Raw genomic sequence first — 15,626 nt, forward strand, 5'->3', positions numbered from 1 at the left:
AAAGGGACGGATGCCTTCTCCTGAAGAAGGCATCCCGAGTCCCCAACCAAGTATTACGTGAATTGTATGACGTTCAATGCGCGAATGTTAACTTGCGCATCCGTAATATTGGTACCATTTACGGCGATTGCTATGGAATACGTATGCGCCCCAGCTCCAGGCGTATCCACCCAGGTCATGTTGGGAATTTCAATGATGGTACGGGCAATAGCGATACTCTGAGCCGAGTTGTCTTCTCTTGTTATGGTGGCAATAGGAGTTCCATCGAGCAGCAACTGGTACGTAATAGTGTATTCAACAGCATTGATGACAGCGCCGGATACAATTTCGACTTCAACCATGGAGTCGATTTTGAACGAATCGGTGCCTGTAGCGACTACCCCCAACGATAAAACCGTTGCTGGAGGATCTCCGATGGTAATGATTTGCGCTGCAACTGCATCTGTACTGGACAGTAACGAACCGGATCCTGTCGCTCCCGTGACACCAGTGGCTCCTGTCGCTCCCGTGGCGCCTGTCGCTCCTGTCGCTCCCGTGGCTCCTGTGGCTCCTGTCGCTCCCGTAGCTCCTGTCGCTCCTGTGGCTCCTGTCGCTCCCGTGGCTCCGCTGACCACCAGAGCTTCAACATCGTCTACCAGTACGTCAGCTGTTCCGGCTTGCGGCAACGCATTAATCGTGATCAACGCTTGTGTTGTGCCTGCGGGTGCCGGAGTCGTCACATTGTAAACTTCGAGCCAAGTATCATCCGTCGCCGCGTCTGGAAGCCGGGAGGAGATGTTATTCACGATCAGGCCAATACCGAGGAAATTAAATGCACTATCATAATATGCAACACTCGTGCTGACGATTGGGTTCGGCAAGTCGCCGATCTTGGCCACCGAAAACAGCAGCTCTAATTTTTTCTCCCGCCGTAATTGGAATGAACTGGGATATAAAAGAGTTTGATCCTCCGCCATTTAACTGCGCACTGAAAAAACCGGAATGACTGTGTTCGCTGTTGATAGACGCGTTCAGCGAAAGCCAAGGGTCCAGCGTTCCCGTTTCAAATCCGCCGTTCACAACAACATTGTTTAACGGCAATTTAACCCACCTCCAGTTCATTTAAGTCGATTCACATATGTTGCCTTAAACCAACTTAATTTACGGTATGTCACCATAATGAGAATGGAGTCGGCGTATGCCAAAGGACAAACATCCATTCTTACTCTATTGTTTAGTAGATTTGTAGAAAAACAGAGCCCCATTTGACTTCAAGTAACCATTTTTTGGTTCTATTAACACTAAATATAAGATTCAAAAAAAGAGAGGAAAGGCTGCTTACCAGCCCTTCCTCTGATTCCTTGCCTTCACTAGCTTCATCGGTTTAAACCCGTAACTTTAGAGTCTTACACCCTTATTCTCACGATTTCGTAATTTCTTATTGATTTACGTCGTTACCGCCCTTGACATGGAGCCTCCAGGGGGCATGATTTTTCGCGATAGGGCGATGCGGATCACACATGCATCGCGAGGCTAACAAGCCTATCATGCCCCACCCCTCCATGTAAAGGGCTTTATCCATCATACCTTAATCACAAGCGGTTTTATGGCTTGCTTATGCATAGCTTGATGAAACTCGTGCGGGGACAGATCATACAAACTGCCATGGATACGCCGCTGATTATAAAACAAGAGGTAGTCAGATACGATGCGGTATGCATCCTGATAACTTTCAAATTCATGTCTGGAAAGACATTCTTGTTCTAAAATGGCATGGAATGCTTCGATATGCGCATTTTTATTCGGCGTTTTCGGAGGAATCCGTTCATGTTCTACACAATACTCCAAGCATGCTTCTTCAAAAGCATGGCTGATAAATTGCGGGCCGTTATCGGTACGAACCACTGGCAGTTGATCTTTCTCAAAGAGCTGCCGTTTCCATAACGCTCTCTGCAGGATCTGCGCGGCATGCTTCCCTTCGCAAGAGAGGCCCATATGGTAGTCGATAATCGATCGGTCGTAGACGTCAATCAGGCTGAGCAAGAAAAAGAAACGCTGCTCTGCTGCAATATAGCCGTATTTCACGTCCATCTCCCAAAGCTGATTCGAAGCGCGGATCTCACGGTTGTTCGCCAGCTTTCGGGGATATTGGATTCGCTTCCGACGTTGTGGCTGCAGGATGCCCAGTTCCTGACACAGCCGATATACTTTTTTCTTGTTAATGATCAGCCCATACTGTCGTTTCAGGCATATGGTTAATTTACGGTAACCGTAAGTCGCTTCTTCCCCGGCAATAAGCTCCAGCAGCCATTCCTTGATCTGCTCGTCGCTGACGGGACGCCGCTTATGATCCAAGGAAAAGCCGGGAAGCGGCCGTCCGCCGTTATACACTCGCTCTTGCTTGAAATGTTTCTTACGGTAATAGTATGTCGCTTCACTGACGCCGACGATTCGCAGCACCACTGCAGCTTTATATCCCCGCGCAATCCATTTGTCGGCAATCTCTATTTTGTCCGATAGGCGGGGTTCACCTTTTTTACGAGATCACGAAGAATCGCAATCTCCAGATCCTTCTCGCCCAACAGCTTTTTCAATTTGTCGTTTTCCTGCTCTAATGCTTGAAACTCTTTAGATGATGGAGTGTAGGCTGCAACTTTTTTGGATTCTGGTGATGTGTTTTTCCAGTTTGCATGCTTCGATTGACGAATCCAACGAGCGAGCATTTTCCCGTCTATTCCATGTCGTCTTGCAACTTGACTTGCATTGCCTGCTTCTAAGGCCTCTTGGATGAGCTGCTGTTTAAATTCGATACTGTAACTCTTGCGCTGCATCTTTGATCCCTCCACTTTCGTTCATTCATATTGTAGTGGATAAGGATAAAAGACTCAAAGGTAATTATGGGGCTTTAGAGTCATCATGAGACACATCGGCAAGTGCCCGTCCACTGTCTATCCATTATAAATGGTACCCGTGAAACTTCTTTCCCCAAAGTTGCTGTTTGCCAAATTCACTCCTGGACCCGTACTGGCTATAATAAAGAAAGTGTACGTATAAGTTCCTGGCGGCGGATCATCTACCCATGTAATCGTACTTATCTGTTGAAAAAAAACTTGAATGGTAATACCGCCACTAAGGAAATAAACTACATCATCAATTTCATTAGCTAAGAATGGTTACGCCTCTCCTAAAGAAGATGTTAAATCCATAGATAAGGGTGGAATTAGCCGATTGCTCAAAAACTCCTGAAACATTCCCGTCCAATTTTATTTTTTGACCTGGACCTAATGTGGCGATCAGTGTTAGAGTTACGTTATTTTGGACATCAAACGGAACAATATCTGTAAACTGCTGGTTTAAAATTTGTGTTACTACACCTGTAGGTCCTGTTGCCCCTGTGGCTCCTATTGCTCCCGTTGCCCCCGTCGCTCCTGTCGCTCCCCCTGCACCTGTGACCACCAGAGCCTCGACATCGTCTACCAGTACGTCAGCCGTTCCGGCTTGCGGTAGCGCATTAATCGCGATCAACGCTTGCGTCGTGCCTGCAGGTGCCGGAGTCGTCACATTGTACACTTCGAGCCAAGTATCGTCCGTCGCCGCATCCGGAAGACGGGAGGAGATGTTGTTCACAATCAAACCGGTCCCCAGAAAGTTAAATAACGCGTCATAGTATGAAACCGAGGTACTGACGATCGGGTTCGGCAGGGCGCCAAGTTTGGCCAACGAAAACAACAGCTCCAGATTATCCCCCGCCGTGATCGGAACGAGTTGGACGATGAACGAGTTTAAGCCTCCTCCATTCAGCTGCGCACGGAAGAACCCGGAATGGCTGTTAGCGCTGTTAATAGACGCGTTCAGCGATAGCCAAGGGACCAGCGACCCGGTTTCGAACCCCCCGTTTACTACATTATTGTTTAGCGTCAACTTTGCTCACCTCCATATTTTTAGCCGATACAAGTAGATTAACTTGAACCCGCTTCATATAAAGTATGTCGCATAGATGAAGCCGGAGGACAACTATACGGAACAGTGACGTCTTCTAACCTCGAAAAAAGGGCATGTACCGAGCAATGAATGGGCGATGCATATGGCACGTGTAACTTCTTGAAATGACGAAAGGCTCATATACTGAGAAAAGTACGACTATGGAAAATGGAGGGATTTTAGTGGCACAACGTTACTTGAAGCTGGCAGCGATTTATTTTACGGTGGGGGTCCTGCTCGGTATGGTGATGGGCATCATTCACGATTTCAGGCTGACCTCGGTTCACGCTCACTTTAACTTGCTCGGCTGGGTCTCGATGGCTTTATTCGGTCTTATCTATCATTTCTATCCGGGTGCGGGGCAAACCAAATTAGCCAAAACACACTTCTGGCTCCACAATATCGGCCTCCCGATCATGCAGATCAGCATCGCTTTGCAAATTACGATCGAAAATATGGCATTCCTGCCCATCACGATCGTGAGTTCACTGTTGGTCGTCATCGGCGTTATCCTGTTCACGATCAACTTGTTTCAACAGGTCCGTCCAACCCCTGCCCCGTAAAGGATAAGCACTTCGTAAGCTTAATGGGCACCTGGCTCCTCGCGGACAAGTTTTCGGTCTAACACTCCATAAGCTGCATATCATGTAAGAAATGCGCTGGCTAACATGATGCCAAGGAGGAGGCCGTCAATTGTACAGGAAACCGGATCCGGTCCCCATTGAGGAAACATCCATCTGGCTGTGCGGCGAAGAGAGCTGCACCGGTTGGATGAGACAAAACTTCACGTTTGAAAAAAGTCCCGTCTGTCCATTTTGCAATTCGGATATGGTACAAGGCACGAGACAACTCCCTGTTCTGATCAATAAGTCGATAGAAGCGTAATTTCCTATGCAAAAAGACTGCCCGAGAGGCAGTCTTTTTGCATGCAGGGGTATCCGAACGAAGAAGAGGCCTTGTAAACGGTCGAACGGGTTTGGGATTCGGGAGAGCCTGTCGGCATTCCCTTATCCTACTCCGCCGCTTGCGCCAAATGCTCTTTACAAAACGCATCCACGAGCGCAATCTCATCGTCTTCCATCTCAAACTCCAGATAACGTTCTGTCGTTCGCTCGAAAATTTCGTATTTGACAATTCCGCTGCTGTCTTCTTCGACTTTATAAATGACCCGAATATACAGGCCCTGTTCGGAGTACAATTCGTCATCCTCGGGCACCTCGATATCCAGGACGAACTCGTACCGCTTGCCCGCTAATATTCCATAAGGGTCCTTGACCAATTCCACTTCATATCCGGTAACCGTTAACATTGCTTCATTCCGCCTTCTGTTTCTAAAGTTAGTAAACGTGTGATTCTTTCATTATAGGAAGCTTCCTTGAGAAAAACAAATAAGGCCGGCTTGAAGCAGCAGCCGGCATTGAATAGGTCGTTCTATTTGTTCGGATTTATCGCAACCAGATCTGCAGGGCTCTGCGGAATGATTTCGTACGTTTCGTATTGACTCAAAATGCCTGTAATTTCATAGGTGCCCCCAACTCGAATCTCATGAAGATCAAGCAGACCCTCCATCGCAACCAGCGTAATGACGTTCCCTGCTTCATCCGCGACCGGAATGCGGTAAACGCCATCCGTGGGCCCGGCAGGAAGCTCCTTCATTTGTCCGGGCAGCTTTACCAGCTGTCCTTTCAACGCTTCCGCTCGTCCGGCATGATTCAAATCGGCCATTTGCAGAGAGCTCGGTGCAGGTACGGACTTATTCTTTTGCAGCACCTGAATCGGGGCGGCTGTCGGACGAATCTCCAGAAGGCCTTGGCGGTCGCCAACCACGCCCGTCACCTGAATCCGATTCCCCGCCTTCGCATCGGGACCGCGATAATCATAGATGTGAATGCCTCCGGTTTCGTCTTGAATATGGACCGACCGCTTCCCGCCGCGGATTCGCACCTGATTCTTCACGACGACCCCTTGTACGGTGACGAGCTGACCGGGGAGGTCTTTAGCTTCCATTACGGATACGAGCGGCGCTTCCCCGGTAGACGTACGCAAGACTTCGTTCCGGAATGCCGCGGCAGGCCCGATGCTTCCCGCGAACGCTTCAAACGGGATAGCGGTCAAGCTCAGAAGGATCAGCAGCATGAGGTGAGCAGCGTATTTCTTAAGCCAACGTTTCAATGAGATCCGCCTCCTGAGAGTACTTCAGTCTATAGGTATAGGATAGAAGACGGATGTTAACCGCATACGTGAACTATGTAAACATTTTGTTAAATCAGGCGCTCCAGCAGAAGGCCCCCACAAAGGTGCAAAGTGCGCATCCGGCTCCGCCCCAGCGAATGCCCGAGGCGGCCGCGGCTGCAACGTTTACGACGAGTATACCCCATTTGCGGGAAAACGATTCTAACGGCTTGAATTCCGTTCATCAAACCGTTACTCGGTAAAAGTAGCTTTTACCCGTTTGGATATATGAAAATACATCATCCAGATCCACGATACGATTACCGTCAAGCCCGTATTCGCTGCCAGCTTCATCTCATCGATGCTTTCCTTTTGAACGGCGTACAAATACATAGCGATCATCAAGCTAGCCCCTATATTTACGAGATAATAAGCCTTCATTAAGTTTGGGAGCGTCCGGCTTCTCTTCCACCATTTCGCAATGAGGATCAGATATACAGGAATCGACAGCAGGCTTAACGTATAGGAAAAGTAATAAAGCGGCTTGCTGACCGCAGCATTCGAGTCACTCATAAACAAACTGACAAGCGTTGCCGCCAACGAATAAACAAGGCCTACAGCCGGCAGGCTCAGCCATCCTCTAATGCCGGCAAAGACTTGATTCGTATCCGTTAGCTGCGTTTGGGCCAAATTCCCCGGACTCCCTTCCTGCAAGTCATTTTGGCTTGAAACCATGCTTAGCTCCCCCTGCTATTGAGATTTTTCGATGTCAAGAAATTTTTCATTAAACTTTTCTAATGAAATTCTAATAGTAGCGGCTCATCCCAGGCGCGAAGGGCTTCGCTCCGACCGCCGGTAATTCATGGAAGTTTAAGATATGGTATCGTTGTTCTTGCGGACAAGCCGTATCCAAACAACAACCTAAAGGGAGGAAATAAGAGATGAACAACACGAAGAAAAACCGTCTCGGTAAAACCTTGGTGGGAGTCAGCCTTAGCCTCTCCCTGTTTTTTTCGGGCAGCATGTTCTTGGCGCCTCAGTCGGCTCAAGCGGCCGTCGCAAGCAATGCTTCCGTAGCGGACAAAGTGATCTCAACGGGTAAACAATATCTCGGGACACGTTATCAATTCGGAGCTAAAGCCGGAAATACCAAAGCCTTTGACTGCTCCTCGTTCACGCAATATGTATTTAAACGAAACGGCATCAACATTCCCCGTTCGTCCAGGGACCAGGCTAAAGCTGGCACCTATGTTCCAAAAAGCAAGTTGAAGCCGGGCGATTTAATCTTCTCGGATACGAACAGAGACGGGGTTATTAATCACGTCAGCATTTATATGGGCGACGGAAAAATACTTCATACGTATAAAGTCGGCGTGGGAGTTACCATTTCCAATTTTAAAGGCAGCATTTGGGACAAGACTTACGTAACAGCACGTCGCGTGATTAAATAAGGGGAATACCTCTAGGCCATTATTTTATTATCTCATAGCTTGACTGCAAACATGCAGAGCTCACGAAGAGCTCTGCTCTTTTTTTATATTCATAGCCTCATCCCCAAGTATATACCTTCATCTATTCGCTGCCGGAACGCGGTTTCCCTGCTCACATCAGATACATCGCCACAATCGTCGTGACCGCCAAGCCGATCAGCACCGGCTTCAGATTGCGCCGGATGCAGGCGATGGGATAGGCGTTCGCGGAGGGAGGAGCCGATAACGGAAAGTACGTGCATCCGTCCCGGCATACTGTTAAGATGTGATCATAAGAGCAGCATACTACCCGAGATCGAGGAGGATTTACCGTGGAGTTCCGTTTGGAAAGAATCGAAAACAAGGTGGAGTTTTTTCAAGCGTACGACTTGAAATCGCTGGAGCGTCAAATCGACCAGCAAATTGAAAACAACAAAGCGCTCATGTTGGACGTATTTGCCGTTCAGCACCACACCGTATTTGATCCCAATGCGGGCAAGTTGTCGTACAGCGCCGTCGTTCATTTTAAGGCGAAATAAAGCGGCAGGATGCGTCCCAAGCGGCCAGGCTGCGCAAATCCGGACCTGCACCGGAGGCGAAAGCCGGCCGCCGCTCTCCGACTCTAGTGCGATAGCATTAAGACGAAAAACCCTTCCATTCTACATTATGGAACAACTTTCTACAAATCTTTACAATTCTATTACATAATAGTATGATAAGCTCATATAAACGACTGGATCTAGGAAATAAGACACGAAAAGGCACACTGTACGAAAGTGCAGGCCGCAAAGCTACAGGGGCTTCACGAAACGGGAGTTTCGTATGCCAGCCAGCTTCCGAACGCTCGGCTCTGGTACCTGGCGCGGAGACCGGTGATGGCTGGTCTCTTTTTTATGTATTCAATCAACAATCAGGAGGGCATTAGCATGGTAAAGGGCAATCGAACTCAGCGCAGTCAGAAGTTCCTCATTATTTTCACCCCCGGCATCGGGCTTATGAACCGCTTCAAATATGCCAGTAAGTTTTTATTAATCGGACTGCTTGTGCTCGTACCGCTCAGCATCTTCTTGTATTTGCAATTGTCCGCGTCCGCCAAAGAAATCGCTCTCACCGAGCAAAAGCAGGTCGGTCTGGAGTACGTGAGCCGGTTAAACGACTTTCTGATCGCGGTCGATGTTCACCGCGCATTGATTGTCGGTTCCATTCACGGCGATAAAGATTTGAAGTCCCAATTAGCCGCCAATGAGGAAGCCCTGGATCAAATCGTGGCCGGGCTGAACGAATTGGATGGCCGGTTAGGCGAGAGCTTGAATTCGACGGAACAATGGAAAGCTCTTCAATCGAAATGGTCGGAACTGAAAGGAAGGGGCGTCAGCCTCACGGGTCAAGATGCATTGGACCAATACGGTGCCATCTTGACGGATACCCGGGCGATCATCACGCGAATCGGCAATGCGTCGCATCTCGTGCTCGATTCCCAGCTGGACAGCTATTATTTAATGGACTCGACAGTCCGCCAATTTCCCACTCTGATGGATCGCGTCGGACGAGCACGTGCTCTGGCCGTTCATTACGCGGGGTCAAAGACGCCGATTTTCACCACGGAAGAACGAACCCTGACATCGCTGCTGGACCAAATCCGCACGTCGATGGATACCGTTAAAGGCAACCTTGAATCGCTCCGAACGGAGAACGAGATGCTGAGCTTCGAACTTCTCGATGCTTGGCAGGAGCATAACCAGCTCGTACTCCAACTGAATCGCTGGATAAACAATCAGATCATCATACCTAAACAAGTAGATCAGACTCCCAAAGCGGTATTCGATGACCTGTCCAATCTCATCAAGCAAACTCAAACTCATTACGACACCGAGCTGAAGGCTTACGAGCATCTGCTGCAGACGAGGCTGACTGGCTTGCATCAGAAGAACACGCTGTTCGTCTTGTTGGGTCTGCTCATCCCGCTCGCTTTGCTCTACATTTTTATCAGCTTTTATTTGTCAGTCAAACGAGCCGTCTCCGCGTTGGAGCAAACGGCCACGGAAGTGACGAACGGCAATCTCACCTCGCGGGTACAGCTTCAAACCCGGGACGAGCTTGCCATTGTGGGCAACTCGTTCAATCAGATGACCGAGGCGTTCCGCAACGCCATTCAGACGAGCATTACCGTATCGGAACGGGTGGCGGTCTCCGCCCAGTCGCTGACGCAAAGCGCTTCCCAGTCGACCGAGACCAGCAATCGGATCACGGATGCCATTCAGGAAGTTGCCCGGGGTGCGAATACGCAGCTGAAGGGCGCGGAAGAAACGTCCACAGCCATGGAAGAAATGGCTCAGGGCGTACAGCGGATCGCCGAGACGTCCTCCAGTGTCTCCGAAGCCGCAACGCAAACGTCCCAGCTTGCGCAGAAAGGGAACGACGCTGTCCGCAAGGCTGTCAAGCAGATGGAAAATATTCACAAGCACGTCGACACTTCCGCCAAGGTCATTGAGGAGCTGGGCGCACGATCGCAAGAAATCGGCAGCATCAGCAGCTTGATTACGGACGTCGCCATCCAAACGAATTTGCTGGCGCTAAACGCCTCTATTGAAGCCGCTAGAGCCGGCGAACACGGGGCCGGGTTTATGGTGGTCGCTTCCGAGGTGAAGAAGCTGGCAGAACAAACGAAGACGGCCGCCGCTCAAATTAGCGAGCTGATTCAACACATTCAAGGGCAAACGAAGGATGCGTCCATACATATGAACGAAGGCGTACTTGAAACGAAACGAGGTCAAGAGGTCATCAAGCAAACCGGTGACGCGTTCGAACAGATCATGAGCGCGGTCGAGCATGTGGCCCATCAAATTCAAGAAGTATCGGCGGCCGCGGAGCAAATGTCGGCCGGTACGCAGCAGGTGACCGCCTCCATGGGCGAAATCGTCAGCATTTCCCGCGTATCCGCCGACAATGCGCTGCAGGTGTCCTCATCGTCGCAGGAGCAGCTTGCGACCATGCAGGAAATTCATGCATCCGCCGAGGCGCTGCATGCTTCGGCGCAGGAGCTTCAGGAGGTAATTCGAAGGTATACGGTCGTATAAACCGCCATCATGGCTTTAGCCGGGCTTTTTCAAGAGTCGATCTCTTGGAAAGTCCGGCTTTTTCTATACCGCATGACCCAAGCTGTCGATTTCGTTTGCGTTTGGGGGATCCCAAAAACAACAAAGAAGATCGCACCCGCACGAACCGTATTGGCTTCATGGGTTGCGATCTTCTGTTGTTTGGACGGCTGCGATGGCTGCACCCTCCCTCATTCGTAAACAACGGTGTGAAACGGTTTGTTTGTATTGACCGGGGATAACGGATAAAAGTTCGACTCATTGCATTGAAAGCAAACGTTCGTGTGACAATCTGCAAGCTGCTCCACCGATTGTCCGCACTTCTCACAGCATTTGGGCTCGAGCGTCTCTAGAAACCGGGTTGATTTCATCATCATAAAACCCTCCACTATCGTATAATATTTTGATCTGATGTGTTTTATTATATAACAGTATTCGAAACAGTTCAAGACTTTTATGCATTATTATATAACATTCGTGAAAGGTGTATGCGTCTTAACCAAAGAAGCACCGGCCGATTGCGCCTTCGCGCATCGGCCAGTGCTTCCTTGTCGATGAAACTCCAGGGACGGCGGCCTTACAAAATGCGCGCCGTTACCATCGTTCTCGCCACTCGAATCCCATTGCTTCTTATTTCCAGATCCATTTTGCAAAATCTGCGGCTTAGCTCAACGATCGTCGGTATGATTTCGATCACATCGTCAATTTGCAAAGGCACCAGAAAATAACTGGAGGAGCTGTCGATGATCAAATCCCCCTTCTTCTGCTCCTGTACCGTTCGGTAAGCGGCCCTGATGATGACGGTCGACAAGACGCCTTCCGAGACCAGGCCCTCAAAATTCGTCATCTGCGGGGTTACCGTCCCCTTGAAGAACAGCTTGCCGTCCTTGTCGCGCAATTCTTCAAATCCGGACCAAATTTGTACCTCATACGTTTCCGCATTTTGCGGCTGCTTCTGCATGTATTGCATCGCTTTCATGACATCTTTACGGCTGATGACGCCGATCATGCGCCGCTCTGCATCAATAACCGGCAGCAGCTCAATGCCTTCCCACACCATCGTATGACCGGCGGAAGCGACGGACGTTCGCGCGCTGATGACAAGCGGATGAAGCGTCATTAAATTGCCGATCGTTTCGGAAGGCTTGGCCCCCAGGATATCTTTCGTCGTCACCATGCCCACCGGTCTCATCTCTTCATCCACGACCGGATAACGGGTATGGGTCGTTTCCACGACCAGCTCCTGCATCTCTTCCACCGTATTGGTCGGCCGCAAGGAATAGACCGGGGAATCCTTGCGGATGATGTCCTCGACGACCATAATTTGCTTCTTGATCAACCGGTCCTCGATCGCCCGGTTAATCATCGTCGCCACGGTGAACGTATCGAAAGTCGTACCGATGATCGGCAGTTCCAGATCGTCGGCAAGCTTCTTGACCTCCGGAGTCGTATCGAATCCGCCCGTAATCAAGACCCCCGCGCCTTGACCGAGCGCGCACATATGGGCTTGTACACGATTGCCGACGATCAGCAGGTTGCCGGCTTCAATATATTTAAGCATCGCTTCGAGCTGCATGGCGCCGATGACGAACTTGTTCAAAGACTTCTGGATGCCCGCCGCTCCGCCCAGCACGACCCCTTCCACCACATTGACGATTTCTTCGAACGTCAGCTTATCGATGTGGGGCTCCTCTTTCTTCTCTACGCGGATCGTGCCGATCCGGCGTTTCGTACTGACCAATCCGCTGTTCTCCGCCTCCTTGATAGCCCGATAAGCGGTTCCTTCGCTGACATCCAGTTCTTGAGCGATTTTCCGTACGGACAGCTTCGTGCCCACACTCAACGACTCGATGTATTTCGTAATTTGCTCATGCTTCGTATTGAGCTCCGAATGGCCCAGGTTCATGTTCCGCACCCCACCGAACTGTACTATAATATTTAGACAATTATAGTATACTTGGCGCAAAAAGAACAGCATCCCCAAAAGGATGCTGTTCGGATGCTGTTCTGTTAATCTAAATACCGGTAGCCTTGCAGCGTCAAAAAATCTTCAAACTCCGGCGAGACGGTCATCTGCGTGAATAGCGCGGAGGCCACGTCGAATTTCCGGGTGCGGAGCGTATCTTCGCCCAGCTCGGCTTCGATACGCGCCAGCTCTTCGTATTGAATTTGGCGGAACAGATCTGCCGTCAGCTTGCGGCCGTCCTCCAGCACCCCTTTCGGATGATGAATCCACTGCCACAGCTGGGCTCTGGATATTTCGGCCGTCGCCACGTCTTCCATCAGATTGTGGATGGGAACGGCTCCATATCCGCGCAGCCATGCTTCCAAATACAGCAGGCCGACGCTCACGTTCGTACGAACGCCCTTCTCCGTAATCGGGCCTAAAGGCACCTCAAGCAGATCCTTCGCGGCGATCCGGATATCCGTCAGTTGGCGGTCCACTTGATTCTCCGACGGCATATGCTCGTCGAACACCTCTTGGGCGACCGGAACGAGCCCCGGATGCGCAACCCATGTTCCGTCGTGGCCGTTCCTGACTTCCCGCAATTTGTCCGCGCGCACTTTATGCATCGCCTCTTCGTTTGCCTGCGGATCGTTCTTCACCGGAATTTGCGCAGCCATGCCGCCGATGCAGTGCGCCCCCCGTTTATGGCAGGTCTGGATGGCCAACAGCGAATAGGATCGCATGAAAGGCGTCTCCATCGTAACAAGACCGCGGTCGGGCAAAATGACGTCGGGCTGTTTGCGCAGTTTTTTGATGTAACTGAAAATATAATCCCACCGGCCGCAATTCAAGCCTGCGCTGTGCTCCCGCAATTCATACAAAATCTCGTCCATCTCGAAAGCCGCTAAAATCGTCTCGATCAGCACCGTAGCCTTGATCGTGCCCTGAGGGATGCCGAGCGCATCCTGGGCATGGACGAATACGTCGTTCCAGAGCCGGGCTTCCCGATGGCTCTCCATTTTCGGCAAATAAAAGTAAGGTCCGCTGCCCTTTTGCAGCAAAGCTCTCGCATTATGAAAGAAGAAAAGTCCGAAATCGAGCAATGCAGCGGAAATGGGCTTGCCGTCCACTTGAATATGCTTCTCTTCGAGATGCCATCCGCGGGGGCGCACCTTGAGAGTCGCCGCTTTGTCGTTCAACCGGTATTCTTTTCCGTCCGGATTTCTATACCGAATCGTACCGTTAACCGCATCCCGCAAGTTGACCTGACCGTCCATCGAGTTGTCCCATGTCGGCGAATTGGCATCCTCAAAATCGGCCATATACACATAAGCTCCGGAGTTAAACGCATTGATGACCATCTTCCGGTCACCGGCCGGGCCCGTTATTTCGACGCGTCGATCCTGTAAATCCGCAGGGACCGGAGCAATGCTCCAGTCGCCTTCCCGAACCGATGCCGTCTCCGGCAAAAAGTCGGGTCGTTCTCCGGCATCGATACGAGCCTGCCGGACGTCGCGCTCGCGCAGAAGTTCTTGCCGCCTCACGCCGAACTTGCGTTCCAATTCGGCCACGAACTCAAGCGCTTCCGCCGAAAGGATATGTTCCCGTTCAGGGCTGGAAACCTCGCCCGTTATTTGTATGCCTGTCGGCAGCGTCTTACCGGCCATCCGATTCCTCTCCTTCTTGGGTCGACTGTCCTCAATGGGTAAACTGCTCTTGCTCGGTCGAGCCTTCAAGCGCTGTGGTAGACGAGGTACCGCCCGCAATCACTTGCGACACCTCGTCGAAGTAACCCGTTCCTACTTCGCGCTGGTGACGGGTCGCTTCATACCCGCGAGCCTCGCTGGAAAATTCGGCTTGCTGAAACTCGGAGTATGCAGCCATTCCGCGATCCTTATAGTCGTACGCCAGCTCAAACATGCTGTGATTCAGGGCGTGGAAGCCGGCCAGCGTTACGAACTGGAACTTATAGCCCATTTTCCCTAACTCACGTTGGAACCTGGCCGTCGTGGCATCATCGAGCTTCTTCTTCCAGTTGAAGGACGGGGAGCAGTTGTAAGCGAGTAATTTGCCTGGAAATTTCGCATGAATCGCCTCGGCAAACCGGCGCGCTTCCTCCAGATTCGGCTCGGACGTCTCGCACCAGATCATGTCGGCGTAAGGCGCATAGGCAAGACCGCGGGAAATGGCTTGGTCCAAGCCGTCGTTTACATAGTAGAAGCCTTCCGGAGAACGCTCGCCTGTCAGGAAAGGACGATCGTTCTCATCGATATCGCTTGTCAACAGGCGAGCGGCATTCGCATCCGTTCTGGCGATCAATACCGTTTCTACGCCCAGGACGTCGGCTGCCAGCCGTGCGGCGATCAGGTTTCGAACGGCCTGCTGCGTCGGCAGCAGCACTTTACCGCCCAAGTGGCCGCATTTCTTCTCCGAGGATAACTGATCCTCGAAATGAACGGCCGACGCCCCCGCTTCGATCATTCCCTTCATCAGCTCGAACACGTTGAGCGGTCCGCCGAAGCCGGCCTCGGCGTCCGCCACGATCGGCAGAAAGAAGTCGATGCTGCTTTGGCCTTCGGAATGTTGAATCTGGTCGGCCCGCTGCAGCGCTTGATTGATGCGCTTCACGACTTGCGGAACGCTGTTAGCCGGATACAAGCTTTGATCTGGGTACATGTGACCGGACAAATTCGCATCGGCAGCTACCTGCCAACCGCTCAAATAAACCGCCTTAAGTCCGGCTTTCGCTTGCTGCACGGCTTGGTTGCCCGTGAGCGCACCGAGAGCAGGAACGAAATCTTCCGAGTTGACCAGCTCCCAAAACTTCTTGGCCCCCCGAGCCGCCAACGTATGCTCAATCAAGACAGAACCGCGAAGACGAAGCACATCTTCAACCGAATAAGGCCGTGTAATCCCTTCATACCGTTTGGAGCTCCAGCTTGCCTGCAATTGTTCCTGTTGTTGTTGTCGATCACTCATCGT

Annotated in this window: 17 protein-coding genes and 1 riboswitch; of the genes, 5 read left to right on the plus strand and 12 right to left on the minus strand. The window is 51.0% G+C overall.

Annotation, left to right across the window (positions count from 1 at the left end; genetic code table 11):
• Positions 1 to 53: 53 nt before the first annotated feature.
• The 5 genes from ACZ439_RS03125 to ACZ439_RS03145 form a co-directional block, all read right to left on the minus strand.
• Entirely contained in the window at positions 54 to 878 is an 825-nt protein-coding gene (locus ACZ439_RS03125) for an NTTRR-F1 domain (RefSeq protein ID WP_054798413.1), read from the minus strand.
• Positions 820 to 1,080, minus strand: a complete 261-nt coding sequence (locus ACZ439_RS03130; RefSeq protein WP_464620611.1) for an NTTRR-F1 domain — start codon at positions 1,078 to 1,080, stop codon at positions 820 to 822. Before ACZ439_RS03130 ends, ACZ439_RS03125 begins: the two co-directional genes overlap by 59 nt.
• A 480-nt stretch (positions 1,081 to 1,560) precedes the next feature.
• Complete coding sequence (locus tag ACZ439_RS03135; RefSeq protein WP_464619852.1) at positions 1,561 to 2,442, minus strand: IS3 family transposase; 882 nt, start codon at positions 2,440 to 2,442, stop codon at positions 1,561 to 1,563.
• A 41-nt stretch (positions 2,443 to 2,483) separates the two neighbouring features.
• Positions 2,484 to 2,810: a transposase gene (locus ACZ439_RS03140; RefSeq protein ID WP_141334052.1), complete on the minus strand. Its 327-nt coding sequence runs from the start codon at positions 2,808 to 2,810 to the stop codon at positions 2,484 to 2,486.
• 328 nt (positions 2,811 to 3,138) lie between these two features.
• Entirely contained in the window at positions 3,139 to 3,900 is a 762-nt protein-coding gene (locus tag ACZ439_RS03145) for an NTTRR-F1 domain (protein ID WP_464620612.1), read from the minus strand.
• A 242-nt stretch (positions 3,901 to 4,142) separates the two neighbouring features.
• Here ACZ439_RS03145 and ACZ439_RS03150 point away from each other — a divergent pair, with 242 nt between their 5' ends.
• Both ACZ439_RS03150 and ACZ439_RS03155 read left to right on the plus strand, forming a co-directional pair.
• Positions 4,143 to 4,523 carry a cytochrome-c oxidase gene (locus tag ACZ439_RS03150; protein WP_054797262.1) on the plus strand — a complete coding sequence of 127 codons (381 nt, stop codon included), beginning with the start codon at positions 4,143 to 4,145 and terminating at the stop codon, positions 4,521 to 4,523.
• 130 nt (positions 4,524 to 4,653) lie between these two features.
• The gene (locus ACZ439_RS03155; protein WP_127606358.1) at positions 4,654 to 4,845 is read left to right on the plus strand and encodes a cold-shock protein; all 192 of its coding nucleotides are present in this window, start codon (positions 4,654 to 4,656) and stop codon (positions 4,843 to 4,845) included.
• Positions 4,846 to 4,972: 127 nt separating this feature from the next.
• Here ACZ439_RS03155 and ACZ439_RS03160 read toward each other — a convergent pair whose 3' ends face one another.
• The 3 genes from ACZ439_RS03160 to ACZ439_RS03170 all read right to left on the minus strand — a co-directional run bounded on the left by ACZ439_RS03160 (position 4,973) and on the right by ACZ439_RS03170 (position 6,867).
• Positions 4,973 to 5,269: a DUF6509 family protein gene (locus tag ACZ439_RS03160; RefSeq protein WP_054797261.1), complete on the minus strand. Its 297-nt coding sequence runs from the start codon at positions 5,267 to 5,269 to the stop codon at positions 4,973 to 4,975.
• Positions 5,270 to 5,391: 122 nt separating this feature from the next.
• Positions 5,392 to 6,132 (minus strand): hypothetical protein, encoded by a 741-nt coding sequence (locus tag ACZ439_RS03165; protein ID WP_054797260.1) that lies wholly within the window; start codon positions 6,130 to 6,132, stop codon positions 5,392 to 5,394.
• Between the two features lie 252 nt (positions 6,133 to 6,384).
• Complete coding sequence (locus ACZ439_RS03170) at positions 6,385 to 6,867, minus strand: DUF2569 family protein (RefSeq protein WP_054797259.1); 483 nt, start codon at positions 6,865 to 6,867, stop codon at positions 6,385 to 6,387.
• A gap of 206 nt (positions 6,868 to 7,073) precedes the next feature.
• Here ACZ439_RS03170 and ACZ439_RS03175 point away from each other — a divergent pair, with 206 nt between their 5' ends.
• The 3 genes from ACZ439_RS03175 (at position 7,074) to ACZ439_RS03185 (ending at position 10,678) form a co-directional block, all read left to right on the plus strand.
• Positions 7,074 to 7,583, plus strand: a complete 510-nt coding sequence (locus tag ACZ439_RS03175; RefSeq protein ID WP_127606362.1) for a C40 family peptidase — start codon at positions 7,074 to 7,076, stop codon at positions 7,581 to 7,583.
• A gap of 350 nt (positions 7,584 to 7,933) precedes the next feature.
• Positions 7,934 to 8,140, plus strand: coding sequence for a YrzA family protein (locus ACZ439_RS03180; RefSeq protein WP_127606364.1), 207 nt, complete (start codon positions 7,934 to 7,936; stop codon positions 8,138 to 8,140).
• Positions 8,141 to 8,351: 211 nt separating this feature from the next.
• Positions 8,352 to 8,442, plus strand: a riboswitch (cyclic di-GMP riboswitch).
• Between the two features lie 85 nt (positions 8,443 to 8,527).
• Positions 8,528 to 10,678 (plus strand): methyl-accepting chemotaxis protein, encoded by a 2,151-nt coding sequence (locus tag ACZ439_RS03185; RefSeq protein WP_464620613.1) that lies wholly within the window; start codon positions 8,528 to 8,530, stop codon positions 10,676 to 10,678.
• A gap of 209 nt (positions 10,679 to 10,887) precedes the next feature.
• Here ACZ439_RS03185 and yhfH read toward each other — a convergent pair whose 3' ends face one another.
• From yhfH to aceA, 4 genes are all read right to left on the minus strand, one after another.
• Positions 10,888 to 11,070 (minus strand): protein YhfH, encoded by a 183-nt coding sequence (gene yhfH / locus ACZ439_RS03190; RefSeq protein WP_164751762.1) that lies wholly within the window; start codon positions 11,068 to 11,070, stop codon positions 10,888 to 10,890.
• Positions 11,071 to 11,273: 203 nt separating this feature from the next.
• Complete coding sequence (locus tag ACZ439_RS03195; RefSeq protein ID WP_141334059.1) at positions 11,274 to 12,602, minus strand: DRTGG domain-containing protein; 1,329 nt, start codon at positions 12,600 to 12,602, stop codon at positions 11,274 to 11,276.
• Positions 12,603 to 12,706: 104 nt separating this feature from the next.
• Entirely contained in the window at positions 12,707 to 14,311 is a 1,605-nt protein-coding gene (aceB, locus tag ACZ439_RS03200; protein ID WP_464620614.1) for a malate synthase A, read from the minus strand.
• A 31-nt stretch (positions 14,312 to 14,342) separates the two neighbouring features.
• On the minus strand, positions 14,343 to 15,623 hold the full coding sequence (gene aceA / locus ACZ439_RS03205; RefSeq protein ID WP_127606374.1) for an isocitrate lyase: 1,281 nt from the start codon (positions 15,621 to 15,623) through the stop codon (positions 14,343 to 14,345).
• Between the last annotated feature and the right edge of the window lie 3 nt (positions 15,624 to 15,626).

Source organism: Paenibacillus sp. JCM 9796 (assembly GCF_055379675.1).